Genomic DNA, 24089 nt, shown 5'->3' with positions numbered 1-24089 from the left:
TTCGTCATTCTTACTGCGACTTCCATGCAAGACCACGCACGTTTTTCGCGGCATCCGGGGGCCGGGCATACGCCGCCGGACTGCCTGTCCATCGTCATTCCCTTCCTGAACGAGCTCGATGTCCTGCCGCTGTGCGTGCTTCGGCTCGTTTCGTTGCTGGAGCAACAGCGAGAGTCCTACGAGCTTGTCTTCGTCGACGACGGCAGCACGGATGACAGCGTCGCGTGGTTGCGTGGCGCGATGCGCGCCAATCCCGCGATCCGCGTCGTGCGCCTTAGCCGCAATTTCGGCAAGGAGGCGGCCATGACGGCCGGCCTGGCCCATGCCCGCGGCGACGCCGTCATCGTGCTGGATGCTGATCTGCAGGATCCTCCCGAACTGATTCCCGACATGCTGCGGGCCTGGCGGGACGGGGCCGATGTGGTCTGCATGCGGCGCCGGTCGCGGCAGGGCGACGGCTGGCTCAAGCGCCTGTCGGCGCACCTGTTCTATCGCGTGCTGCGCAGGGTGAGCCGCGCCGATATCCCCGCGGATACCGGTGACTTTCGCCTGATGAGCCGGCGCGCGGTGGATGCGCTGCTGAGCCTGCCCGAACGATGCCGCTACATGAAAGGCCTGTATGCGTGGGTCGGCATGCCGACCCGGGTCATCGACTACGACCGGGCGCCACGGGCGGCGGGCAGCACCAAGTGGAGTTACTTCGCGTTGTTCGGACTGGCGTTGGAAGGCATCACATCGTTCTCCGCACGTCCCTTGCGTTGGGCCACGGGGATCGGGGTGCTCGTCGCGCTGTCGGGAGGCATCTTCGGGCTGACCATCGTGTTGAAGACGCTGATACTGGGTCATCAGGCGCCCGGCTATCCCTCGTTGATGGCCGTGATCACCTTGTTCAGCGGCATTCAGCTGGTGACCATCGGCCTGCTGGGCGAGTACCTGGGCAAGGTCTACATCGAGACCAAGCAGCGTCCGATCTATCTGGTGAGCGAGATTCTGGAAACGGCCGAGCGGGCTGAGACGCGCGGTGCGCATTTGGAGTTGGTCGATGCGCGTCAGCAGTAAGGTGTTCTGGTCGGTCATGGGCGTCGCCGCCGTGGCCAGGTTGTTCTCGATGGCGGTGCTGCCTTTGGCGGATACCTCCGAACCGAGGTATGCCGAAGTGGCGCGGTTGATGGCGCAGACCAATGACTGGATCACGCCGTGGTTCGAACCCGGTGTGCCGTTCTGGGGCAAGCCGCCGCTGGCGTTCTGGGCCCAGGCGTTGAGCATCAAGCTGTTCGGTGTGAGCGAGTTCGCCGTGCGCTTGCCCGCTTTCCTGGCGATGGCGGCATTGCTTGCCATGGTGTATTCGTTCGCGCGAGGCATGTTCGGCCAATCTGCCGCGAGATGGTCGGCTCTGGTGCTTGCGACGATGCTCCTGCCCCTGCTCAGCGCGGGCGCTGTGCTGACCGATCCGTTCCTGGCCTTTGCCGTCACGTTGTCGATGCTGTCGTTCATATCGGCAAGACGGGATGGGCCTTGGTATCAGGGGTTAGGATTTTTCCTGGGCCTGGGACTGGGCATGTTGGCCAAGGGCCCGTTGGCCGTCGTGCTGATTGGCGGCGTCTGCGCGGGCTGGATGCTCTGGCAACGTGATTGGCGCGGACCGTTGCGGGCATTGCCTTGGGGGCTGGGCATCCCTCTGGCAATGTTGGTGGCATTGCCTTGGTATGTAGCCGCCGAGTTCAAGACGCCGGGCTTTCTGCAGTACTTCATTGTCGGAGAGCACTTCCTGCGGTTCGTCGATTCGGGCTGGGAAGGAGATTTGTACGGGACGGCCCATGCGCGTGCGTTGGGCGCGATATGGCTGGATTGGATCGGTGCGGCCGCGCCCTGGAGCATCCTGATCATCGGAGCGGGGGTTCTGGCGTTGTTCCGGCCCGCCGCACGTCAGGCCGTGCGCGCGTCGCTCGCGGATGGCGGACGACGGTACCTGTTGCTGTGGGCGATCGCGGCGCCGGCCCTGTTCACGCTGTCCGGGAACATTCTGTGGACCTACGTGTTGCCGAGTCTTCCCGCGGTGGCGCTATTGCTGGGATGTGGCTTGGCGGCATGGCAGCCGGGCCGCTTCGTGTGCCTGGCCAACCGGGCATTGCTGGCCGGCATGCTGTTGGTTCCCTCGGCGGCGGCGGTGCTCAGTATCCAGGCGCTGGGGGACCCCTTGCATTTCAAGACCGAGAAGGGGCTCGTTCAGGCCGCGGCTGCCCTCAGGAATGCAGACCAGACGCTGTACTACGTGGGGGAGCGGCCATTTTCGGCCCGTTACTACTCGGCGGGCACCGCTGTCCTGCTGCCTTGGGACACGGCTGACCTGCGGCCATTCTGTCGCGGTGGCGGGATGCTGACGGCGGTTCGCCGTGATCGGCCCTGGCCCATGCTGGCGGCGCCTGGCGTCACCGCGCGGGCGGTGTACTCCAGCAAGCGATACACCCTGTACGAGATCCAGGGCTGCGCCCAGTGACTTTCCAGTGAACCTGATGATATGACCGATACCCTTCGCCTGGATGTTCCCATTGTGCTACCCGCTGCCAGCGGTGCTTCGGATGCCTGCGTCGCACGACTGATCGGCGCGCTCGAGGCGCGTCGCGATGTCGAGCGTGTGCATGTAGAGAGTCCGGCGGGGCAGCCCGCGCAGCTTTGCATTCACTACGATCCGCAGCGTCTGTCGATGTCCCGCATTCGGGCGATCGTCATCGCCGCCGGCGCCGAGGTATCGGGACGGTTCGGCCATGCTGCCTGGCGCATGCGCGGCATTACGCATATGCGGCGGGCCGCCACCGTGAGTGCCCATCTGCGCGGGGTGACAGGCGTGGTCGATGCAGACGTCGATGCCACCGGCGAGGTACGCGTGGAGTTCGACCGGCAGCGGGTGGATGAGGGCGTCATTCTGTCCGAATTGGCATCCCTGGATGTGACGCCCGCTGAAGCCCCGCGGGATGCGTCCCGCGGTGGCGATGAGGACAATCACGATCATGGCGCCTGGCTTGGTCCTCGCAGCGAGTTGGCGTTTTCCCTGGCATGCGGCGCCTTGCTGGGTCTGGGCGTCGCCGTGGAGAAGTTCTGGCCTGCCCTGGCGGCCTGGCTGCCGTTGGCGTGCTTCATGGCGGCCTACGTGGCCGGCGGCTTCTTCACGTTGCGCGAGGCCTTGGACAATCTGCGGCTGCGCCGTTTCGAGATCGATACCTTGATGCTGGTGGCCGCGGCGGGTGCGGCCGCGCTGGGAGCATGGGCCGAGGGCGCGTTGCTGTTGTTCCTGTTCAGTCTGGGGCATGCGCTGGAGCACTACGCCATGGGGCGTGCGAAGCGGGCCATCGAGGCCTTGGCAGCCCTGGCGCCCAAGACCGCCACGGTGCGCCGCGACGGCATGACCCGCGAAATACCCGTGGATGAGCTGGTCGTGGGCGATGTCATCCTCGTGCGGCCCAACGAGCGGGTGCCGGCGGATGGGTTCATCACGCGGGGGACGACCAGCATCGACCAGGCTCCCGTCACCGGTGAAAGCATGCCGGTGGACAAGCGGCCGGTGACGGATCCTGCTGTTGCAAGGCAGCGTCCCGATGCCATCGATGCGCAGTCCCGGACCTTCGCTGGCACGATCAACGGCGCAAGCGCCATCGAGATCGAAGTCACCCGGCTGTCTTCGGAGTCGACGCTGGCGCGTGTCGTGAAGATGGTCGCCCAGGCCGAGGTCCGGAAGTCACCCACTCAACGCATGACCGACAGGTTCGAACGCATCTTCGTCCCATCGGTGCTGTTGCTGGCGGTGGCGATGTTGTTCTCGTGGGTCGTGGTCGATGAACCATTCCGCGACAGCTTCTATCGCGCCATGGCGGTACTCGTGGCCGCCAGCCCGTGCGCGCTGGCCATCGCCACGCCCAGCGCGGTGCTGTCCGGCATTGCCCGGGCCGCGCGCGGCGGCGTGCTGATCAAGGGCGGGGCGCCACTGGAGATGCTCGGCGGCCTGGATGCGATGGCCTTCGACAAGACAGGGACATTGACGCAAGGCCGTCCGCGCATCACGGATGTGATGCCCGTCTGCGGTACGACCAGGCAGGAGCTGTTGCGTGTGGCGGTGGCGGTCGAATCGCAGAGCGATCATCCCCTGGCGGCAGCGATCACCCGTGATGGCCGCGAGTTGTTGGACGCGACCGAGCTTGACCTACGCGCGGATGCCGTCGAAAGCCTGACGGGGCGAGGGTTGATGGCCCGGGTCGCCGGCGAAACGGTGTGGGTCGGCAAGGCGGAGTGGTTCGGTCAGGATGGCGCGCCGCTGGGCAACGAGGCCGAGCGCGCGATCACCACGCTGCGCAACGCGGGCCGCACGACCATGGCGGTGCGCATGGGCAGTCGTGATCTCGGCGTGATCGGCCTGCTCGACACGCCCCGAGAAGGGGCGCGCGAAGCCTTGCAGGCGCTGCGTGACGTCGGTATCTCGCGCATGATCATGATCTCGGGCGATCACCAGAAGGTCGCGCAGGCCGTCGCGGACGAGGTGGGCCTGGACGAAGCATGGGGAGATCTCATGCCGCAGGACAAGGTCGATGCCATCAAGGAGATGGGGGCCGAGACGAAGGTCGCCATGGTCGGTGATGGGGTGAACGACGCACCGGCCATGGCCAGTGCCACCGTCGGTATCGCCATGGGCGCGGCGGGTTCGGACGTGGCGCTGGAGACCGCTGACGTGGCCCTCATGTCGGATGACCTGCGCAAGCTGCCTTTCGCGGTCGGCCTGAGCCGGCATACCCGAGCGGTCATCCGGCAGAACGTGTTCGTCAGCCTGGGTGTCGTCGCCATCCTCGTGCCGGCCACCATCATGGGAATGAGCATTGGCGCCGCCGTGGCGGTGCACGAGGGCTCCACGCTGCTGGTGGTGATCAATGCCCTGAGATTGCTGGCTTATCGGCCCGCGACAGAGCCGACACAAGCATGATGCGAACGTAGAAGACGCAAAGCGCAGTTTGAATGTCGCGCAGGTGATCCTAACCGTGTTCGCGGTTCAGTCGTCCTGGCGGATCGACCTGCACAGTGACGTGATCGATAGCGTAGCGCTTCTTCAGCCATGCGGAGACCAGCGGCGGCAATGACAGTGGATCCACGCCCATTGCAGGGCTGACGTGTACCGTGGCGATTGCACTGTCATCGGTCAATGTCCAGGCGTGGAAGTGACCCGCTTCGGCGATCTCGGGCAATTCGGCCAGGCCGCGCTCGGCCGTCTCGGCGTCCACGCCCTGCGGTACCGCTTGCAGCAGCACCCGTATCGAGTCCTTGACGAGGCCCCAGGCGGAACGCACGACCAACAGCGCGACCAGGACGGACAGCAAAGGGTCCAGTATGGTCCATCCCGTTAACATGATGCCGATGGCCGCCGCGATGGCGCCGACCGAGCCCAGCAGGTCGCCCATGACATGGAGCAATGCACCGCGCAGGTTGCCGTCGCTCTTGTCACCGGACCATAGCGCCCAGGCTCCCCCAAGATTTACCAACAGGCCAACTACGGCCACGATCAGCATGGGGCCCGCCAGAACTTCGGCTGGCGAGTTGATGCGGGCGATGGCTTCCCAAGCGATCCAGGCGACCAGGGCAAGCAGTGCGGCGCCATTGGCCAAGGCGGCAAGGACGCGTACGCGATGAAAGCCGTAGGTACGCGTGGCGTCCGCCGGGCGGCGCGCGATGCGGTAGGCGATCAGCGCCAGCAAGAGCGCGGCGGCATCGGACACCATGTGGCCCGAATCCGCGATCAGGGCCAGCGAGCCGGACATCCAGCCGCCTATGGCTTGCACGATCGCGTAGCCTGCGGTGAATAGAAAGACGAGCCTCAGCCGGCGTTCGTTTGAGGCCGTGACGGTCTGTTTGTGGTCGTGCCCATCGGCATGATCGTGGCTGTGACTGTTATGGTCATGGGCGCCACCTTCATTGTGATGGTGAGTGGGCTCAGCCTTCTGTTGGTCCAGCGGTTCGGTGTTCGGCATATGTGTCGTCCCTTGAGCCGGCGTCCTGGAGGTCAAAGACATCGAGGAGCATGTCCCGGATTCTATCGATCTTCACTGGACAATTTCAGCTGCGCAGCACTTTCCGTTATTGGCAGATGAGGGTTCATCATCTATCGTGAGCAGCGCCGCGGCGGGCTACAGTCGATGCTTGGGAACAGTGGCCAACCGCTTGTACTCAATGGCGCTGTCAGAGGACCGCGATGGCATGTCTTTTGAGTCTGTTTTTGAGTCAGATTGGCCTTTTTTTGGAAAATGTACCTGCTGGTTCGAATCGTGTAGGGCGGGCCAATCTACAGGCGGCCGAACCCGTCGACGGTTCCGAGCACAGTAAGCCTAATGTGGTCGATGGCGCTCGGCATCGACATCGGGCCGCTTCACCCCTGGCATACGGGCTCACCCCTTTCAGTCCAACAGGTCCTTCAGCGCGGGTGCAGGCGCATCGCACTGAAAAAACTGCCGAGCAGGGCGCAACCTCCCCCCAGCCATAACGCCATGACCGGCCCCGTGGCTTGCCACCAGTGAAAACACTGAGCGACCACGGCAGCGCCACAGGTTTGTCCCAACAGACGCGAAATCGCTACCAGCCCGCTTGCGCCACCGCTGCGGTTGGTGGGCGACTTGCTCATGATTTCGCGCATGTTGGGTGCCTGAAACAAGCCGAAGCCGGCCCCGCACAGCGCCAGCCGCAAGGCGACGCCGGCCTCGGAGGTTTCAGGGGGCATCGTCGCCAGCGCCAGCATGCCCACCGTCAGGGCAAGAAGGCCGGCACTGCACAGTACGCCCGGCGAGAACCGCCCTCGGTCGCTCAAGGGGGCTGCCACGAGTGCCATCAGCCCGACTACAAGCGGCCACGCGGCCAGGAGAAATCCCGTACCGACCACGGACACGCCCAACGACCGTTGAAGGAAGAACGGCAAGGAAACCAGTGCGAGCGACTGCGTGGCAAACGCGCAGATCGAAGTCAGCGACGAGAGCCGTACGACGCGAATGCTCAACAGGTCCACGGCGAGCATCGGCGCTGGATGGCCGCGCTGCCTGCGCAGCAACAGCACAAGACAGAGGCAGGCCAACCCCACCGAGATCAGCGCGAAGCCCGCTCCGCCACCATTTTCGACCGAGCACACCCCCAGCGTGAGCAAGCCGAGGAATGCCGCGCATAGCGTGGCGGGCACGACCTCGAACCGATGCCGGTCGCCTGCGGCATCCGGCAGGAAGCGCAAGGACAGCGCAATCGACAAGGCTGCCACCGGCACATTGATGAAGAATAGCCAGTGCCAGCTGGCAACCGTCAGCACCATCGAGGCGATGACGGGGCCCAGCGTGAAGCCGACCGCGACGAACAGCGCGTTCATGCCGACCCCGCGGCCCAGCCTGTGGGGGGGATAGATATGGCGAATGAAGGCGATAATGACGCTCATGATGGCCGCTGCGCCCATCCCCTTGATGGCCCGGCCGACGACAAGCATCGGCAGCGCCGAGGCTGCGCCGCATATCGCCGATGCCAAGGCAAAGGCGATCAGTCCGCCGATGAACACCTTTCGATAGCCGATGGATTCGCCCAGTGCGGCAAACGGCAATAACGCCGCGATCATCGCGATCTGGTAGGCATTGGCGACCCAGACGATGGCGGCATCGCTGGATCGAAGGTCCGTCGAAATCTGGGGCAGGGCCGTGTTGGCGATGGTGGTATCGAGAGCTGCCAGGATCGCGGCGCTCATCAACGCAAGCATGCAGAGCAGACGCTTGCGCGCAGGCACCGGCAGGTCCGCGGCCGCTGTCGAATGGGGAGGGGCAGAAGTCATCATGGCCAAGCATTCCGCATCACACAGTTCATGAATGCTCGATGATCCCAGGGTCATCATCATCTGTACAATGAATAGTAATGATATTCACATTCACGAAATGGATTAATGGCTCCGATGAGTCTTCGCCGAGTGGATCTCAATCTCCTGGTCGCGCTCGACGCCTTGTTGGCGGAACGCCATGTCACGCGCGCGGCGTTGCAGGTCGGGCTCAGCCAGCCCGCGATGAGCAATGCGCTGCGCAGGCTGCGTCATGCGATGAATGACGAGTTGTTGATTCGCACGCCTTACGGCATGGAGCCTACGCCGCGGGCACTGGAACTCATCGAGCCGGTCCGCCAGCTCCTGCGGCAGGCCGAGCGCGTGCTCGCGTCTCCCAACTCATTCGATCCGGGGACGTCCACCCTGCGATTCCGGGTTCGCATGTCGGATGTGCTCGGCTACCTGCTCATGCCAGGGCTGCTCGGCTTGATGCAGCGCGAGGCGCCGGGCGTCACGCTCGACGTGGTGCATCTTCCCCCTGTCGATACGGTCAGCGCGCTGGAGTCCAACGACATCGACCTGGCCGTGAGCATGAACCTTGAACTGCCTTCCTCCGTGCGCAGTAGCCCTTTGCTCGATGACAGGATGGTGTGCGTCATGTCGGCGCATCATCCGCTGGCTCGAGAACGCCTCACACTGCCGAAGTTTCTGAAGCAGGATCACATCAAGGTATCGATCAGCCCTCTCGACGGCCGGTATGTCGACAGCGCACTGGCGAGAATGGGCAAGGCCCGGAGAGTCGCCGTGAGTGTCCCGCACTGGCTGCTTGTCCCGCATCTGCTGAGAAGTTCAACCATGGTGTCGGTGTTGTCCGAGCGGCTGTTCGAGCGCGCGGGTACAGGCTTGGCGCGTCGCGACCTGCCGTTCTCCAGCGATATTTTCAGTTGGTCTCTGTACTGGCACAGGCGCAATGACGTGGCGCCGGCCCAACGCTGGCTCCGCGCGAAGTTCGATGAAACCGTTGCGGGTCTACGGACTGGGGATTTTGTTCATGGCCCGTCGTAACCGTTTGGGATCCCGGCAATCTTGGAGCCCATTATTTTCATAATTCTAGAAATATCATAGAATGTGCGCCATGAACGAAATAGAGATCGTCGATTCCCTGAGCGCGCTGGCGCACCCTCTGCGGCTGCGCGTGTTCCGTGCGCTCGTTGTCGCTGGGCAGGAAGGCCTTACGCCGGGCGTGATGAGCGAGGGCCTGCAAACGCCTGCGCCGACCTTGTCGTTTCATCTCAAAGAACTGACTCGCGCGGGGCTCGTTACCCAGGAGCGCGCGAGCCGCCACCTTGTCTATCGGGCAGCCTTCGAGCGCATGGATGGTCTGCTGAGATACCTGACTGAAAACTGCTGCCAGGGAGCGGAGTGCGCGGTAAGCACAGCGTCATGTAAGTGCTGACCTGGATTCAAGCCCTGGCCCTGGCCCCAACACGGGGCGCCTCACCCTCCTCAAGTTGGAAAAATGCTTACGGCCGTATCGATATTCGTCCTGACCCTGGTCTTTGTGATCTGGCAACCGCGGGGACTTGGCATTGGCTGGACGGCAACGTTGGGGGCCGTCATCGCGCTGTGCCTGGGCGTCGTCCAGATGGCGGACATCCCTGTCGTCTGGGACATTGTCTGGAACGCCACCACGACCTTCGTTGCGGTCATCATCATCAGCCTTCTTCTGGACGAGGCGGGCTTCTTCGAATGGGCTGCGCTGCATTTTGCGCGGTGGGGTGGGGGCAGCGGGCCAAGACTCTTCTCGCTCCTGGTTCTTCTGGGGGCCGCAGTCGCCGCGCTTTTCGCAAACGACGGCGCCGCACTCATCTTGACGCCCATCGTGATGGCCGTCCTGCTGGCCCTGGGCCTCTCGCCCGCGGCAACGCTGGCCTTCGTGATGGCGGCAGGGTTCATCGCAGACACCGCGAGCCTGCCTCTGGTCGTGTCCAATCTGGTCAACATTGTCTCCGCTGACTTCTTCGATATAGGCTTCACGCGATACGCATCGGTGATGATGCCGGTGAACGTCGTGTCGGTGGCGGCCAGCCTGGCTATTCTCTACCTGTTTTTTCGCCGGGATATCCCCGCTACCTACGACCTCGCGCGGCTGAGTACGCCGACGGCGGCCATCCGCGACGCCCGGACCTTCAAGGCGGGTTGGGCGGTGCTGATTCTGCTGCTGGTGGGCTTCTTTGCCTTGGAGCCTATCGGTGTGCCAGTCAGCGCCGTCGCGACGGTGGGGGCCTTGATTCTTTTAATGGTGGCCTCTCGTGGCACGGCCATCCAGACCCGAAAAGTGCTGAAAGGCGCGCCTTGGCAGATTGTCGTCTTCTCCCTGGGCATGTACCTGGTCGTTTACGGGCTGCGCAATGCCGGGCTGACCGGCTACATCGCGGAATTGCTCAATTGGGTCGCGCAGGGCGGGGTCTGGGGCGCTGCGTTGGGCACGGGCATCCTGGCTGCCGGCCTGTCATCCGTCATGAACAACATGCCTACCGTGCTCATCGGGGCACTGTCCATAGACCAGTCCTCCGCCACTGGGGTGGTCAGGGATGCGATGGTCTATGCGAACGTCATCGGCTGCGACCTCGGCCCGAAGATCACCCCCATCGGCAGCCTGGCCACGCTGCTGTGGCTGCATGTGTTGTCTCGCAAAGAAACCACGATTTCCTGGGGCTATTACTTCAGGGTCGGCATTGTCCTGACTGTTCCCGTCCTCTTGGCCACGCTCGCGGCATTGGCGCTGCGCCTGACCTTCGTCTAAGCCTTTCTGCACCCATCGCGGAGACTGGAAATGAGCCACATCACCATCTATCACAATCCCGCCTGCGGGACCTCTCGCAACGTCCTGGCGATGATTCGGAATTCGGGCGAAGAGCCCGAGGTCATCGAATACCTGAAGACACCTCCGGACCGTCCAACGCTCGAACGCCTTATCGCTGCATCCGGCCTCTCGGTCCGCGACGTGCTTCGACGCAAAGGCACGCCGTACGACGACCTGAAGTTGGACGATCCTGAATGGACGGACGAGCAACTGATCGGTTTCATGCTCGAGCATCCCATCCTGATCAATCGTCCTATTGTCGTGACGCCGTTGGCGACCAGGCTGTGCCGCCCCTCGGAATTGGTGCTTGATATCCTGCCCAATCCGCAGCAAGGCCCGTTCAGCAAGGAGGATGGCGAAGTCGTTATCGACAGGGATGGCCGCCGTGTCGGCAATTGAAGACCTGGGCAACCTGGACCGCAGCCATTTCGAGTCATGGGATGCCGCGCGTCTCTTTCCGGGCGAACGTTCGACCCATCCTCCGCGAATCCTGTTGCTGTACGGGTCTCTGCGGGAACGCTCCTTCAGCCGTCTGGCGGCTGAAGAGGCGGCTCGTATTCTGCGAGCGTTGGGCGCGCAGACTCGAATGTTCAGCCCGCGGGACCTTCCGCTTCCCGACGGCGCGACGGATGACCATCCCAAGGTGGTCGAGCTGCGCGACCTGGTTCAGTGGGCGGAAGGAATGGTGTGGAGCTCGCCCGAGCGGCACGGTGCAATGTCGAGCGTGCTGAAGTCCCAGATCGACTGGATACCCTTGTCGATGGGGGCCGTGCGGCCCACGCAGGGCAAGACGCTGGCAATCATGCAGGTCTGCGGAGGCTCCCAGTCGTTCAACGCCGTCAATCAAATGCGGGTGCTGGGCCGATGGATGCGCATGCTGACCATTCCGAACCAGTCGTCCGTGGCCAAGGCTTGGCAGGAATTCGATGACGCAGGCCGGATGAAGCCTTCGGCCTACTACGACCGAATCGTCGATGTCATGGAGGAGCTGGTCAAGTTCACTGTGTTGACCAGAGACGTTTCGCCCTATCTCGTGGACAGGTACAGCGAGCGCAAGGAATCGGCGCAAGCGCTCTCGCAACGCGTCAATCAGCGCGGCATCTAGGGCCGGCTAACGCTAAAGAGACCCGGCATGCAGTGGTTCGTGCTGGGGATGCTCGCCCCGCCGATCATCCCCCATCCCTCACGGCCATCGGCGCCACGCCCAACCGGCGCTCGAACGCCCGCGCCATCTGCTGCCTGCCGGAGAAGCCGCAACGCAACGCGATCTTGTCCAGCGACTGATCGGTGCCGGACAGCAGTTCGCGGGCCAGGTCCACCTGCGCGGCGCGGATGTACTGGCTCGGCGACAGGCCCAGCGCTTCCTTGAAGATGCGCGACAACTGCCGCGAGCCCACGCAGACGTGCTCAGCGACGTCTTCGACGGTGACGCCGTGTTCCAGGCGCGCGAGGATGAAGTCCGTGGCGCGCTTGAGCCTGTCCGACGATCCGCCATAAGCGGCCAGCGCCATGCTCTGCTGGCCCTGGCCAGGCGCGCGCACCCGGAAGACCACCAGTTCGCGGGCGATCTCCAGCGCCAGCCCGCGGCCGAAATCCTCGTCCACCAGGCTCAGGGCCAGGTCGATGCCGGCCGAGGCGCCCGCGGCGGTGAAGAGCTTCTGCTGACGCGTGATCAGGGCATCGGTATCCACGCGCACGGCCGGATACTGTTGGGCGAAGCGCTCGATATGCCCCCAGTGGGTGGTTGCGGCCTTGCCCGCCAGCAGGCCGGACTCGGCCAGCACGTAGGCGCCGGTGCATACGGAGCCCACGCGGCGTACACGCGGCTCGACCGCCAGCAGCCAGTTTCTCAGCTGCAGGTCGTGCCGGGCGTTCATCACGCCCGGGCCGCCGGCAATGATCAAGGTGTCGAATGCACAGATGTCGGGCGAGGGCAGGGCGGCGGTCTGCAGGCGCAGGCTGGACGACGTGGTGATCTCGCCGCCGAACGTGGACAGCGCCGTGATGCGGTAGCGGTCGGGCTCGTTCTCGTGGCGCAGATGGTGGTTCGCGCGGCTGAAGACGTCGGCCGGGCCGGTGGCGTCCAGCAGCAGCACGTCATCGAACACCACGATGCCGATCTCGTGCGTCCCCCTGCGCAAGGCAGCGGGCGGGATCGCGTCAGTTCGCGACGAAGCCGATGTCATCGACGACTTGCTTCCACTGCGCATATTCCCTCTTCATGGTGTCGGCCAGAGTGTCCGGATTGCCGTCGCCGATCTCCAGCCCGGCGGCCAGCAGGGGCGCCCGGACACGCTCGTCGTTCACGGCCTGCTGCACGGCGGCACGGTAGCGCGCGATGGTCTCGGCGCTGGCGTTGTGCGTCAGAAAATAGGAGAACCATTCCTGGCTGACCAGATCCTTGAATCCTTCCTCGGGAAAGACAGGCACGTCGGGCAGTTGCGAGGCGCGCCGGGTGCCCGTCACTGCCAGGATGCGCAGCTTGCCCGCACGATGGTGATCCAGAATATCACTGGGCGCCAGGAACGCGAATGGCACCTGTCCGGACAGCACGTCCGCCAGCGCCGGGGCCGATCCACGATACGCCACCTGGCTGAAGTCGCTGCCCAGCGCGCGTTGCAGCAGTACGCCCGAGAAATGGAAGGCGCTGCCCGATGCCGGGGTGCCATAGAAGCCCAGCTTGGGATTCTTCCGGATCAGCTCGACCGCTTCCTTCAGGGTCTTGGCCGGCACGGTGGGCGCGCAGACGAAGGCGATCGGCGCGGTGGCGACGGTGCCGATCGGGACGAAGTCCCGGAAGGGATCGTAGGGCAGGTTGCGGTAGGTGTGCGGGTAGATGACCATGGACGATCCGATGGTCTGCAGCAGTACACTGCCGTCGGCCGGCCCCGCCTGCGCGTAGCTGACCGCCAGTTGTCCGCCCGCGCCGGACTTGTTCTCCACGACGACGTTGGATTGCAGGCTCGCGGCCAATACGGGCGCCACCACGCGGGCGATGCGGTCACCGGTGGCGCCGGGCGGAAAGCCTACCAGCAGCCTCACCACGCCAGGTTGATTGCCCTGGGCCATCGTCAGTCCCGGCGGCAGCAACGCCAGGCCGGCCAGCGTCTGCAGGAGTTTCCTTCTGTGGTTCATGATCGATCCTTGTTTTCGACCGCTGAATGCGGTTCCCCTTGGCGCCCAGTGTTGCGCGGCAGCATTCGCGGCACCGGACGTAAGCGGCCTGTTTTCGGACATCGCAGGGAAAACACGCGGTTGGCATGTCCGGAAATACCCGCACTTTGTCCGGCGGCGGAAGGGCTTCCGGCGCAAAGTACAGGCATGGATACCGCACCCAGAACCCGCATCGGCATGCTTGTCTTCCCCATGATGACCTCGCTGGACATCCTGGGGCCCTTCGAAGTACTGGCGCGCGCGCCGGATTGTCAGGCGGAACTGGTCTGGAAAGACCTCGATCCCGTCCGGGGGGACACGGGATTGCGCATCCTGCCGGACCGGACCTTCGCCGACGCGCCGCAATACGACGTGATCGTGGTGCCGGGCGGACCGGGGCAGACGCCCTTGATGGAAGATGCCGAGGTGCTGCGGTTCCTGCGCGACCAGGCGCTGGGCGCGGAACTGGTCACGTCGGTGTGCACCGGCTCGCTGCTGCTGGCCGCGGCGGGGTTGCTGCAAGGACGCAAGGCCACGTCCCACTGGCTGTCCATCGATCAACTGGCGCTGTTCGGCGTCGAGATCGTGCCGGACCGGGTGGTGGTGGATGGCGACCGCATCACCGGGGCAGGCGTCACGTCGGGCCTGGATTTCGCCTTCACCGTGCTGGCGGCGCTGCGAGGCGAACAGGCCGCGCAAGCGCTGCAACTGATGCTGGAATACGATCCCGCGCCGCCGTTCCAGAGCGGCCATCCGCGCGTGGCCGATCCCGCGCTGGTCGAGCAGGTGCGCCAGAAGGCGGATGGGATGATCCGTCAGCGGCGCGAGGTGTCTGCCCGGGTGGCGAACAGCGGCTGAACCCTCGTGAGGTTCTCCGGCGCAATGCCGCTGCGTGGACCCGCTTGTCTTGCGGCAGCGGTAATCTAGCCGGATGAAGATCCAGCTGCTTTCCGACCTGCACCTCGAAACCAACGCCGATTTCATGCCGATGGCCGCGGCCGACGCCGACCTGCTGATCCTGGCGGGAGACATCGGCACCTGCCGCCCGGATGGCAGGCCGTTTCCCGAGGGATTCGGCTTGCGCCAGTTTTCTCCCAAGGACAGGTGGCCGGTGCCCGTGGTCTATCTGCCGGGCAATCACGAGTACGACCACCAGGATTTCGACGCGGCGCACGACCGGCTGCGCAATCTGTGCGAGTCGTTGGGCATACAGTGGCTGGAGCGCGAAAGCCTGGTCATCGATGGCGTGCGCCTGCTCGGCACCACCCTGTGGGCCGATTTCGACGCGCTGGTTCAGGCGCGCGACACGCAGGACCAGGTCCGGATCAAGCGCGAGAAGGCTTTCCGGGCCGCCAACTTCTATCTGGAGAAGGCCGGTACCACGCGTGGCGGGCAGCCGTTCCTGGCCGATGCCCTGAAGGAACAGGCCCTGGTGTGCCAGGCGTGGCTGAAGACGGCGCTGGACACGGATTTCGACGGTCCGACGGTGGCCGTGACGCATTTCGCGCCGACCCTGTCCAGCGCGGATCCGCGCTACGGCCTGACACCAGGCACCGCGGGTTTCTGCAACAGCCTGGATGCCTTGCTGCCCAAGGCCGATCTCTGGATCCATGGCCATCTGCACTGCGCCTTCGATTATGTGCAGCAAGGCTGCCGCGTCGTCGCCAATCCGCTGGGCTATGAGTGGAAAGGCGAGCAGGACGGATTCAATCCGACGCTGGTGCTGGACATCGAGACGCGCCGGCCGGGCTGGTAGCAGGAAGGCGCCTGTAGTACTTTGGCCGCCTGTGCCCGATTCCGCCCCACATGGCCCGCCGCGATCCGCTTCCTCCGCTCAACCCTGCCCGTGCGTTCGAAGCCACGGGCAGGCTGCTCAGTATCTCGCGCGCGGCGGATGAGCTGTGCGTCACGCCCGCCGCCGTCAGCCGGCAGGTTCGTGCATTGGAAAGCCACCTGGGCACGGCGCTGTTCCTGCGTGTTCGCGGCGGCCTGGAACTGACGCCGGCGGGCGCGCGCTACCTGTCCGACCTGATTCCCCTGTTCACCGCTTTGCGCGAAGCCACCCTGGCGGTCACGGCCGGCAACCGGGGACGGCAGACCTTGCGCATCCGGTCGCCCGCCACCTTTGCCGTGCGCTGGCTGATCCCGCGCCTGGCGGGTTTCCACAAACTGCACAGGAACATCGACGTGCAGGTCATGACGTCGTTTTTGCCGCTGGATTTCCAGCGCGAGGACATCGATGCGGGAATCCAGTTGGGCGATGGCCGTTGGCCCGGCATGCACAAGCTGCGGTTGGTGCGCAACGAGCTGATTCCCGTCGCGGCGCCCGTGCTTGGCCTGAGGAACAGGAAGCAGTTGGCCGCCAAGACCCTGCTGCATTCGATGGCGCGTCCCGGCGACTGGGATCTTTGGCTGCGCGCCGCGGCCGTGCGTGGCGTCGATCCCATGCAGGGGATGAAGTACGAGACCTCGCTGCTGGCGTACCAGGCGGCCATCGAAGGGCATGGCGTGGCCATCGCGCAAAAAGCCCTGATCGAGAAAGAACTGGCCGACGGGACCTTGTTGGCGCCCCTGTCCCCGGCGTTGGATCTCGAGGAATACACCTACTACTTCGCCTGGCCGACGGGCAAGGCGGCGTCCGCCGCGCTGCGCGCATTTCGTGACTGGCTGGCCGAGCTGGCCATAGCCTGATCCGTCCGGACGTCCGGCAACCTTTTAACAAAAAGTCAAAGCCCGGCGCCCATAAAGTCGTTTGCCGGCCCTGGGGGCCGCTGCCTATCCTGCCTGCATCAATCGCGCTCTCGGCCGTCGATCTCGCCGCGGGCCTTCAGGAGGGGGATATGCTCAAGTGCAGCTTGCAGGGCCTGCGGGTGGTGGATTTCTCGCACGTGCTTGCGGGGCCCGTGTGCACCATGATGCTGGCCGACATGGGCGCGGACGTGATCAAGATCGAGCCGCCCGCCGGTGAACTGGGACGGCAGATCGGGCCGCCGTGGCTGTCCGGCGAAAGCGCGGTGTACCTGAGCGTCAACCGCAACAAGCGGGGCGTGGCGCTGGACCTGAAATCCGCGCAGGGGTGCGAGGCCGCCCGCCGTCTGATCCAGGGCGCGGACGTCGTCGTGGAAAACTTCCGGCCGGGCGTCATGCAAGGGCTGGGGCTGGATTACGCGACCCTGTGCGCCGATCACCGCGCGCTGGTCTACTGCTCGATCTCGGCCTATGGGCAATCCGGCCCCCTGCGCGAGCGACCGGGCGTGGATGGCATCGTGCAGGCGGCCAGCGGCCTGATGAGCACGCTTGGCGTTGCGGGCGGCGAGCCCGTCAAGGTGGCCACGCCAGTGGCCGACATGGTTACCGGCTATCTCGCGGCGATCGCCATCCTGGCGGCACGGGGCCAGGCGCAGCGCTGCGGCCAGGGCCAGCATCTGGACATCAGCCTTTACAACGCCACCCTGATGCTGCAGCAGATCGGGTATGCCTCGTATTTCGCCTCGGGCACCGCGCCGCGCCGCACCGGCAGCGCCGCCCCATATGCCGCGCCCAACGAAGCATTCGAAACGCGCGATGGCTGGATCATGGTCGCAGCCTATCACCCCAAGCGCTGGAGCGCCCTGTGCGCGGCACTGGGCGCGGCGGAACTGGAGTGCGATCCACGCTTCGCAGGCAATGCGGACCGCGTGGCGAACCGCGAGGCGCTGCGGCAATGCCTGACGCCGTTGTTCCGCCGGCACGGCTCCCGCCATTGGGTGGACAGGCTGTGCGAACAGGACATCCTGTGCGCGCCCGTTGCCGATTACGAGGACGTCGTGCGATCGCAAGCCTATGCCGCCAGCGGCATCGACAGTTGGGTCGACCATCCGCTGGCCGGCAGGATGCGCCTGCCTGGCTTTGCGCCCGGGCCCGCGCATGGCTGGGATGCGTCGGCCCCCGACCGGGCCGCGCCCATGCTGGGCCAGCACAATCGCGAAGTCCTTGCGGAGTGCGGCTACGGCGCCGCCGAGATCGAATCCCTGTTTTCGCGGGGCGTGCTGGCCACGTCCGGCGTGCCTTCCGTCTCTGTCCAAGGATGAACCGATGAATACCATTGATACCGAAACCGGGCGTCTGTCGTCCGACGCGCTGGTCCTGCAGGACGTGGCCGACGGGGTGCTCACCCTGAGCCTGAATGCGCCGGCCACCGGCAACGCGATGTCGGTCGCCATGGCCTGCGCCCTGGCGCACGCGCTGGAACAGGCCCAGGCGAGGACCGACGTGCATTGCGTCCTGTTGCGGTCCACGAGCGAGCACTTCTGCACGGGCGGCAACGTGAAGGACATGGCGCGGGGCGCGGATCTGATGCAAGGGTCCATCACCGATGTCCGCGTGCGCTTGAAGGCGACCTTGCACAGGCTGACCCTTGCGCTGCAGGCGCTGCAGGTGCCGTCGATCGCGGCGGTGAATGGCGCGGCGGCCGGCGCGGGATGCGATCTGGCGCTGATGTGCGATTTGCGCATGGCCGGCGAGCGGGCCACGTTCGCCGAGAGCTTCCTGCGGCTGGGCCTGGTGTCCGGTATCGGGGGCGCCTGGTTTCTCACGCGCCTGGTGGGCCGGGCCAAGGCCCTGGAGTTGACCCTGACCAGCGAGTTCATCGACGCGCCCGCCGCCCTGCGATTGGGAATGGTGTCCCGTGTTGTCCCGACGGCCGAGCTGGACGAGGCCAGCTCGGACCTGGCCCGCCGCATCGCCGCCAATCCGCCGACTGCCCTGCGCATGGCCAGGCGGCTGGTGCTGGACGCGGCCGAGTCATCATTGCCCGTAGCCCTGGAGACGGCCGCCAATATGCAGGCCATCCTGCTGTGCGGCGACGAGCACAAGGCAGCCGTGGGTGAATTCCTGGCACGACGCGCCCGCCGGAATGCCGAGGGGTCCGCCACCTGAAGGACGCCGCAAGCCGTATTGCAGAACCCATACATGCGCCGCGCGTCTCTGCGCGTCGCCATAACAGCTGCGACAGGGCCTGCCAACCGGATCGGCAAGCAGCAATACCACGCTCTGCCTACCGAAATTCTGCACTAAATCGAACGTATAAGGAGACAACGTCATGATTCGCTCGTTCCGACGCCTGCTTGCAGGTATCGCGGTTTCCCTCATCGGCCTGTCGGCTGCCCACGCGGCAGACTACCCGGCCAAACCGGTCACGTTCGTCGTGCCGTTCGGCCCGGGCAGTGCGACCGACCTGCTGGCGCGCGCCCTGTCGGCGTCTGTCGCGCAGCAGGCCGGCCAGCCCGTCGTGGTCGAGAACCGGGCCGGCGCCAGCGGCATGATCGCCGCGCAACATGCCGCGCGCGCGGCCGCCGATGGCTACACCGTGCTGATCACCACCAATACGACCCAGGCCGCCAATCCGCACCTGTTCAAGAAGCTGCCCTACGATCCGGTGGCCGATTTCATGCCCGTGACCGGGTTGGGACGCGGCGGCCTGGTGCTGGTGGTGCGCGCCGATTCGCCGTTTCGCACCGTGGGGGATCTGGTGGAGGCGGCGCGCCGGATGCCCGGAAAGCTGAGCTTCGGCAGCGGCAATTCGTCCAGCCGCATGGCGGGCGAGATGCTCAAGCAGTTGACCGGCACCGACATCGTCTGGGTGGGCTACAACAGCAACCCGAACGCGCTGAACGACCTGTTGGGCGGGCACATCGACATGATGGTGATCGACACGGTGACCGGCCTGGCGCACATCGAGTCGGGCAAGCTGCGTGCGCTGGGCGCCTCCACGGTGCAGCGCCTGCCGCAATTGCCGCAGGTGCCGACGCTGGACGAGGCCGGCATCAAGGGTTACGACATGGGATACTGGTTCGCCGCTTACGTGCCCGCGGCAACGCCCGCGCCCGTGGCGGCGAAGCTGCGGCAGTGGCTGGTCGCCGCGGTCGCCAGCGAGGGGGCCCAGGCGTTCTTTCGCAGTTCTGCCACGCAGGCATGGACGCCGACGCCGCAGGCGCTGGCCGATTTCCAGAAGGCCGACATCCGGAAATGGGGGGCGGTCATCGAGGCGGCGGGGATCGTGCCGGAGTAAGCGCGGGGTCAGGGCCTCAGACGCCCGCGTCCCACAGCCGCAGCGCCACGTGCGTCTCCAGGGCGCGCGCGGCATCTTCCCAATGGCCGATCAGTCCCGCCACGCTGCCCAGCCGTTGCCTGACGGTATTCACGTGTATGCCCAGCGCGGATGCGGTCAGGGTGGCGTTCTGCCGGTTGTCGAAGTAGGCCAGCAAGGTGGCCGCCAGCGCCGACCCGCGCTGCGCGTCGTGCGCGATGAGCGGTCCGATCCGGGCCTGCAGGAAACGCTGCAGCCCCGCCTGGTCCTGCGTTTCGAACAGCACCGAATACAGCGCCATTTCGTCTTGCGCCACGACGCGTCCGCGCAGGCCCAGCCGGGCGACGACGGCCAGCGCGCGGCGCAGCGACGCGTACACCGTGGGCATTTCCGCCGCGCTCTGGATGGGCCGGGACTGTACGCCAAGGTAGCCGCTGCCCAGTTCGCGCCGGGCGAATTCCGCCAGGGTGTCGCGCAGTGGCGCGGCCTGCGCCGCGGCGCCCACCGCGGCCAGCACGCCGTCCACCTCGTCCAGCACCACGCCCGGCAGCGCCAGCGCCGCTCGCGCCCGGTTCGCCACGAGACCTTGTCCGGACGGCCCGGTGTCCAGCAGCACCAGCGACATCGGGCGCGCGACGTCCAGGCCGTGGCGTTCGGCGCGTTCGCGGGCCAGCGCGGGCTCGCCCTGACGGGGCGAGATCAGGCTGCGCAGCAGTTCGGCGACGTCGCGGTGCCGGCTGGCTTCCATCCGCTCCTGGGACAGCAGCACGATGCCGATGACGCTGCTGCTGCGCTCGAAGGTCCGGATGGACGTGCCGCTGACGTCCTCGGCGCGGAACAACAGCACCGAGCCGAGTACGCCGGCTCCGCCGATCACCGCGATGGCGCGGCATAACTCCCCGCCATCCTCGTAGGCCACGACGGAGCGGCCAGCGCGTCGGCTCTCTCGCAAGGCCCGCGCGATGGCCGCGCTGTGCTTGCCATGGGGAACGTAGTCCGCGGCAGCCGCGCTGGCGCGGTCCGCGGCGTCGGCCCGCGCGATCACGTGCTGGATCTCATCGAGCACCAGCACGCTGCCCTGCAGCAGTTCCGCGATGGACTGGCACAGCTCGCCCAGCGTGGCGCCGCGCGCCAGCAGTGAGGTCAGCCGTTCGTGCGCTTCCACCGCGCCCTGCACGTCGTGCGCGTGGCGTTCGAGCTCGGCGCGTGCCTGGTCGGTCTTCTGCAGCGCCGATTGCGCGTCCGCGAAGGCGCGTGCGTTGGTGATGGCCACGGCGGCGTGGGTGGCCAGCGTGCTGAGGATGGAGACGTTCAACGCCGTGTGGCCGCGGTGATAGCGGTCCGCCACGAACAGCAGGCCGATCACCTGGTCGTCGCGGATCAGCGGCGCCCCGACCATCGCCGTCACGCCTTCGGCGCGGAAGATGTCGTCCAGGAAGGGATCGTGCTCGAAGCGGGTGTCCTGCAGGTAGTGCGGCGTGGAGAAGGGCAGCCGCGTGGTCATCACCACGCCTGCAACGCCACGGTCACGGCGGGCGGTCATGCGGCCGATGGGTTCGGAGATGGCGCCGTCGGCCACCACGACCTTGAACTCGCCGGCCTGATCGTCATAGACCGTGAGCCAGCACACGTGCGCGCGCAGCAGCCGGCGCGCGCGCAGCACGATGGCCTTGAGCAGCTCGGGCAGGTCGAGCCGGCCCGCCAGATCCTGCGCCGATTCGATCACGGCCAGCATGCCGCGTTCGCGTTCCTCGTGCTGTTCGAGCCGGTGGTGCAGGCCCATGGCCATGCGCGCCAGCTCGACCATGCCGGACTTCTGCGCCAGGCCGTCAGGCAGGGCCTCGATCGCGGCCAGCCGGGCCGCGAAGGCCTCGGCCGGCGCGTTCTCGTGCAGCAGGCCCATCAGGTCCGAGGCGATGGCCGAGGTGTCGGCGTCGGGGGATGGGGCGGCGGGGGGCATGGGCGAAGGCGATAGGGGTTATGTAGGTTAATCATATCAACAAGGGGGTTCCAGTGTTGGGCTTGCACATGGCTTGAGGCGCTCATCTGCTGGAGACTGTCATCCATCGACCAAAGGAGATCCCCGGTGCACACCAGCTTCATCGATTCGTTGCGGCCGCCGCCCGGCCTGCGGATTCTGGTTTCGGCGGGCGCATCGGGCATCGGCGCCGCGGTGGCGCGGGCCTTCGTCGAGACGGGCGCGCGGGTGCATGTGTGCGACATCGATCGCGCCGCGCTGCAGCGCCTGGCAGCCGATGTCCCCAACCTGACGACCAGCGTGGCGGACGCTTCGGTGTCCCGTGACGTGCAGGCGGTGTTCGACGACGCGCGCAACGCGCTGGGCGGCCTGGACGTGCTGGTCAACAACGTCGGCATCGCGGGGCCCACCGGCCCGGTGGAGCAGCTGCTGCCTGGTGATTGGGAGCGCACCGTCGACGTGAACCTGAACAGCCATTTCCACTTCGCCAGCCGCGCCGTGCCGCTGCTGAAGGCCTCCTCGCGCAATCCCTGCCTGATCGCGATGAGTTCAGTGGCGGGCCGGCTCGGCTATCCGCTGCGTACGCCCTATGCCTCCACGAAGTGGGCCATCGTGGGCTTCATGAAGTCGTTGGCGATCGAGCTGGGGCCGCATGGCGTGCGGGTCAACGCGATCCTGCCCGGCACGGTGGAAGGCGAACGCATGAACGGCGTGATCGGCGCGCGCGCCGCGGCGGCTGGCGTGGATGTTCAGGCCATGCGCCAGGAGTACCTGCAGAAAATCTCGCTGCGCCGCATGGTCACCCCCGAGGACGTGGCGGCCACGGCGCTCTTCCTTTGTTCGCCCGCGGCCCGCAACATCACGGGCCAGGCGATCAGCGTGGACGGAAACATGGAGTACCTGTAAGCCAGAGGCCGGGGCGGGCCTGACGCCGCCCATTCCATTCGAAAAAAACCGGAGACAGACAATGAAGAAGTTCGACCTTTGCACCCTGGCGGGCGCTTGCGCCCTGGCTGCGCTGTGGACGCTGCCGGCGGCGGCCGACCCCGTCAAGATCGGCTTGGTGGAGACCCTGTCGGGTCCGCAGGCCTCGTCGGGGCAGGCCTACCGGACGGCGGTGCGCTACGTGGTGGACCAGATCAACGCGGCCGGCGGCTGGAACGGCGAGCCGGTCCAACTGCTGGAATACGACAACCAGGGCGGGCCGTCGGGCGCGGCGGACAAGCTGCGCGCCGCGGCGGCCGACGGTGTGCACCTGATCGTGCAGGGGGCGTCCTCGGCGATTGGCGGCCAGATCACCGAAGACGTGCGCAAGCACAATCTGCGCAATCCGGGCAAGGAGATGGTCTATATCAATATGGGCGCGGAAGCGCTGGAGCTGACGGGCGAGAAGTGCAGCTTCTATCACTTCCGCTTCGCCAGCAACGCCGAGGTGCGCACCCGGGCGCTGGTGCAAGGCATGAAGCAGGCGGGCGCGCTGGGCGGCAAGGTCTATGCCATCAATCAGAATTATTCCTGGGGCCAGGACATGGAGCGCGCCATCGTCGCGAACGCCCAGGCGGGTGGTTATACAGTGGTGGCCAAGACCTTGCACGACGTCAACAAGATCCAGGATTTCGCGCCCTACGTGTCGCGCATCGCCGCTTCCGGCGCGGATACCGTGCTGACCGGCAACTGGTCCAACGATCTGCTGCTGCTGATGAAGGCGTCCAAGGCGGCGGGGCTGAAGGCGCGCTACGGCACGGTCTATCTGGATCAGCCCGGCAACCTGGCCAACGCGGGCGAACTGGCCCTCGGCAACTTCGTGGTGCACACCTTCAACGCCGATGCGGGCGGCGAGGACGCCGCGCGGTTCGTGGCCGACTACCGGGCCAAGACGGGCGCGGCGCCAGTGTTCATCGAGCCGCAGACGGTCTACGGCATGATGATGGTGGCCGATGCGCTCAAGCGCACCAAGGCCAAGGACGGCAAGCTGGTGGTGAACGATTTCGCCAAGGCGCTGGAGTCGGCCCGCATCCAGACGCCCATGGGCGAGATGAGCATGCGCGCCGAGGACCACCAGGCGCAGATGCCCATGGTGGTGTCGGTCGTGTCCCGCGATGCCACGTTGAAGGTCGACGGCACGGACATGGGCTTCAAGTCGACGCTGCGGCTGTCGGCGCAGCAGGCCGCCACGCCGCCGCAGGCCAGTTGCCAGATGAAGCGTCCGGGCTGA

Annotated in this window: 21 protein-coding genes; 16 read left to right on the top strand and 5 right to left on the bottom strand. The window is 66.0% G+C overall.

The features are described from left to right. The first annotated feature begins 24 nt into the window (after window positions 1-24). Genes A6745_RS00965 through A6745_RS00955 form a run of 3 tightly spaced genes read left to right on the top strand, consistent with a single transcriptional unit; the run spans window position 25 to window position 4966 of the window. Complete coding sequence (locus tag A6745_RS00965) at window positions 25-1059, top strand: glycosyltransferase family 2 protein (RefSeq protein WP_066122499.1); 1035 nt, start codon at window positions 25-27, stop codon at window positions 1057-1059. 16 nt (window positions 1060-1075) lie between these two features. Continuing rightward, complete coding sequence (locus A6745_RS00960; protein WP_231885869.1) at window positions 1076-2497, top strand: ArnT family glycosyltransferase; 1422 nt, start codon at window positions 1076-1078, stop codon at window positions 2495-2497. A gap of 21 nt (window positions 2498-2518) precedes the next feature. Then, window positions 2519-4966: a heavy metal translocating P-type ATPase gene (locus tag A6745_RS00955; RefSeq protein WP_066122493.1), complete on the top strand. Its 2448-nt coding sequence runs from the start codon at window positions 2519-2521 to the stop codon at window positions 4964-4966. Window positions 4967-5015: 49 nt separating this feature from the next. On the opposite strand, the gene A6745_RS00950 is transcribed toward A6745_RS00955, so the two are convergent. Both A6745_RS00950 and A6745_RS00945 read right to left on the bottom strand, forming a co-directional pair. Continuing rightward, a complete protein-coding gene (locus A6745_RS00950; RefSeq protein WP_066122490.1) occupies window positions 5016-6005 on the bottom strand; it encodes a cation diffusion facilitator family transporter in 990 nt (329 codons plus the stop codon). 440 nt (window positions 6006-6445) lie between these two features. Continuing rightward, on the bottom strand, window positions 6446-7891 hold the full coding sequence (locus A6745_RS00945) for an MFS transporter (protein WP_231885868.1): 1446 nt from the start codon (window positions 7889-7891) through the stop codon (window positions 6446-6448). A gap of 69 nt (window positions 7892-7960) precedes the next feature. Between A6745_RS00945 and A6745_RS00940 the strand changes: the two genes are divergently transcribed. The 5 genes from A6745_RS00940 (at window position 7961) to arsH (ending at window position 11781) form a co-directional block, all read left to right on the top strand. Continuing rightward, window positions 7961-8875: a LysR family transcriptional regulator gene (locus A6745_RS00940; RefSeq protein ID WP_231885867.1), complete on the top strand. Its 915-nt coding sequence runs from the start codon at window positions 7961-7963 to the stop codon at window positions 8873-8875. Window positions 8876-8945: 70 nt separating this feature from the next. Further along, window positions 8946-9266 carry an ArsR/SmtB family transcription factor gene (locus A6745_RS00935; protein ID WP_066123668.1) on the top strand — a complete coding sequence of 107 codons (321 nt, stop codon included), beginning with the start codon at window positions 8946-8948 and terminating at the stop codon, window positions 9264-9266. A gap of 63 nt (window positions 9267-9329) precedes the next feature. Beyond that, the gene (locus tag A6745_RS00930; RefSeq protein ID WP_066122486.1) at window positions 9330-10616 is read left to right on the top strand and encodes an arsenic transporter; all 1287 of its coding nucleotides are present in this window, start codon (window positions 9330-9332) and stop codon (window positions 10614-10616) included. A 30-nt stretch (window positions 10617-10646) separates the two neighbouring features. Continuing rightward, on the top strand, window positions 10647-11075 hold the full coding sequence (gene arsC, locus A6745_RS00925) for an arsenate reductase (glutaredoxin) (protein ID WP_066122483.1): 429 nt from the start codon (window positions 10647-10649) through the stop codon (window positions 11073-11075). Next, window positions 11029-11781, top strand: coding sequence for an arsenical resistance protein ArsH (arsH, locus tag A6745_RS00920; protein ID WP_231885866.1), 753 nt, complete (start codon window positions 11029-11031; stop codon window positions 11779-11781). Before arsC ends, arsH begins: the two co-directional genes overlap by 47 nt. A gap of 64 nt (window positions 11782-11845) precedes the next feature. On the opposite strand, the gene A6745_RS00915 is transcribed toward arsH, so the two are convergent. Together A6745_RS00915 and A6745_RS00910 are read right to left on the bottom strand one after the other, a co-directional pair. Continuing rightward, window positions 11846-12862, bottom strand: coding sequence for a GlxA family transcriptional regulator (locus A6745_RS00915; protein ID WP_197488067.1), 1017 nt, complete (start codon window positions 12860-12862; stop codon window positions 11846-11848). Continuing rightward, window positions 12837-13811, bottom strand: coding sequence for a Bug family tripartite tricarboxylate transporter substrate binding protein (locus A6745_RS00910; protein WP_066122477.1), 975 nt, complete (start codon window positions 13809-13811; stop codon window positions 12837-12839). Before A6745_RS00910 ends, A6745_RS00915 begins: the two co-directional genes overlap by 26 nt. A gap of 186 nt (window positions 13812-13997) precedes the next feature. Between A6745_RS00910 and A6745_RS00905 the strand changes: the two genes are divergently transcribed. The 6 genes from A6745_RS00905 to A6745_RS00880 all read left to right on the top strand — a co-directional run bounded on the left by A6745_RS00905 (window position 13998) and on the right by A6745_RS00880 (window position 19878). Then, window positions 13998-14687, top strand: coding sequence for a DJ-1/PfpI family protein (locus A6745_RS00905; protein WP_066122474.1), 690 nt, complete (start codon window positions 13998-14000; stop codon window positions 14685-14687). A gap of 73 nt (window positions 14688-14760) precedes the next feature. Next, window positions 14761-15585 (top strand): metallophosphoesterase, encoded by an 825-nt coding sequence (locus A6745_RS00900; RefSeq protein ID WP_066122470.1) that lies wholly within the window; start codon window positions 14761-14763, stop codon window positions 15583-15585. A gap of 50 nt (window positions 15586-15635) precedes the next feature. After that, window positions 15636-16520, top strand: coding sequence for a LysR substrate-binding domain-containing protein (locus A6745_RS00895; protein ID WP_066122467.1), 885 nt, complete (start codon window positions 15636-15638; stop codon window positions 16518-16520). A 149-nt stretch (window positions 16521-16669) separates the two neighbouring features. Then, a complete protein-coding gene (locus A6745_RS00890) occupies window positions 16670-17899 on the top strand; it encodes a CaiB/BaiF CoA transferase family protein (RefSeq protein ID WP_066122464.1) in 1230 nt (409 codons plus the stop codon). Window positions 17900-17903: 4 nt separating this feature from the next. Continuing rightward, entirely contained in the window at window positions 17904-18746 is an 843-nt protein-coding gene (locus A6745_RS00885; RefSeq protein ID WP_066122463.1) for an enoyl-CoA hydratase-related protein, read from the top strand. A 163-nt stretch (window positions 18747-18909) separates the two neighbouring features. Then, window positions 18910-19878: a Bug family tripartite tricarboxylate transporter substrate binding protein gene (locus A6745_RS00880; RefSeq protein ID WP_066122460.1), complete on the top strand. Its 969-nt coding sequence runs from the start codon at window positions 18910-18912 to the stop codon at window positions 19876-19878. 16 nt (window positions 19879-19894) lie between these two features. Here the strand turns inward: A6745_RS00880 and A6745_RS00875 are convergent, their stop codons facing one another. Next, a complete protein-coding gene (locus tag A6745_RS00875) occupies window positions 19895-21856 on the bottom strand; it encodes a helix-turn-helix domain-containing protein (RefSeq protein WP_066122459.1) in 1962 nt (653 codons plus the stop codon). A 126-nt stretch (window positions 21857-21982) separates the two neighbouring features. On the opposite strand from A6745_RS00875, the gene A6745_RS00870 reads away from it, so the two are divergent. Both A6745_RS00870 and A6745_RS00865 read left to right on the top strand, forming a co-directional pair. Beyond that, a complete protein-coding gene (locus A6745_RS00870) occupies window positions 21983-22780 on the top strand; it encodes an SDR family oxidoreductase (protein WP_066122456.1) in 798 nt (265 codons plus the stop codon). A 61-nt stretch (window positions 22781-22841) separates the two neighbouring features. Continuing rightward, complete coding sequence (locus A6745_RS00865) at window positions 22842-24089, top strand: branched-chain amino acid ABC transporter substrate-binding protein (protein ID WP_082852828.1); 1248 nt, start codon at window positions 22842-22844, stop codon at window positions 24087-24089.

Source organism: Bordetella ansorpii, assembly GCF_900078705.1.
In the GTDB taxonomy this organism is placed as follows: Bacteria; Pseudomonadota; Gammaproteobacteria; order Burkholderiales; family Burkholderiaceae_B; genus Bordetella; species Bordetella ansorpii_A.
This window is presented reverse-complemented; position numbering and strand designations above follow the sequence as displayed.

Bases quoted from the DNA above. Each gene is read 5' to 3' on its own strand.
- A6745_RS00965 (WP_066122499.1), top strand. From the start codon at position 25: ATGCAAGACCACGCACGTTTTTCGCGGCATCCGGGGGCCGGGCATACG.
- A6745_RS00960 (WP_231885869.1), top strand. From the start codon at position 1,076: ATGGGCGTCGCCGCCGTGGCCAGGTTGTTCTCGATGGCGGTGCTGCCT.
- A6745_RS00955 (WP_066122493.1), top strand. From the start codon at position 2,519: ATGACCGATACCCTTCGCCTGGATGTTCCCATTGTGCTACCCGCTGCC.
- A6745_RS00950 (WP_066122490.1), bottom strand. From the start codon at position 6,005: ATGCCGAACACCGAACCGCTGGACCAACAGAAGGCTGAGCCCACTCAC.
- A6745_RS00945 (WP_231885868.1), bottom strand. From the start codon at position 7,891: ATGATGATGACCCTGGGATCATCGAGCATTCATGAACTGTGTGATGCG.
- A6745_RS00935 (WP_066123668.1), top strand. From the start codon at position 8,946: ATGAACGAAATAGAGATCGTCGATTCCCTGAGCGCGCTGGCGCACCCT.
- A6745_RS00930 (WP_066122486.1), top strand. From the start codon at position 9,330: ATGCTTACGGCCGTATCGATATTCGTCCTGACCCTGGTCTTTGTGATC.
- arsC (WP_066122483.1), top strand. From the start codon at position 10,647: ATGAGCCACATCACCATCTATCACAATCCCGCCTGCGGGACCTCTCGC.
- arsH (WP_231885866.1), top strand. From the start codon at position 11,029: ATGGCGAAGTCGTTATCGACAGGGATGGCCGCCGTGTCGGCAATTGAA.
- A6745_RS00915 (WP_197488067.1), bottom strand. From the start codon at position 12,862: ATGACATCGGCTTCGTCGCGAACTGACGCGATCCCGCCCGCTGCCTTG.
- A6745_RS00910 (WP_066122477.1), bottom strand. From the start codon at position 13,811: ATGAACCACAGAAGGAAACTCCTGCAGACGCTGGCCGGCCTGGCGTTG.
- A6745_RS00905 (WP_066122474.1), top strand. From the start codon at position 13,998: ATGGATACCGCACCCAGAACCCGCATCGGCATGCTTGTCTTCCCCATG.
- A6745_RS00900 (WP_066122470.1), top strand. From the start codon at position 14,761: ATGAAGATCCAGCTGCTTTCCGACCTGCACCTCGAAACCAACGCCGAT.
- A6745_RS00895 (WP_066122467.1), top strand. From the start codon at position 15,636: ATGGCCCGCCGCGATCCGCTTCCTCCGCTCAACCCTGCCCGTGCGTTC.
- A6745_RS00890 (WP_066122464.1), top strand. From the start codon at position 16,670: ATGCTCAAGTGCAGCTTGCAGGGCCTGCGGGTGGTGGATTTCTCGCAC.
- A6745_RS00885 (WP_066122463.1), top strand. From the start codon at position 17,904: ATGAATACCATTGATACCGAAACCGGGCGTCTGTCGTCCGACGCGCTG.
- A6745_RS00880 (WP_066122460.1), top strand. From the start codon at position 18,910: ATGATTCGCTCGTTCCGACGCCTGCTTGCAGGTATCGCGGTTTCCCTC.
- A6745_RS00875 (WP_066122459.1), bottom strand. From the start codon at position 21,856: ATGCCCCCCGCCGCCCCATCCCCCGACGCCGACACCTCGGCCATCGCC.
- A6745_RS00865 (WP_082852828.1), top strand. From the start codon at position 22,842: ATGAAGAAGTTCGACCTTTGCACCCTGGCGGGCGCTTGCGCCCTGGCT.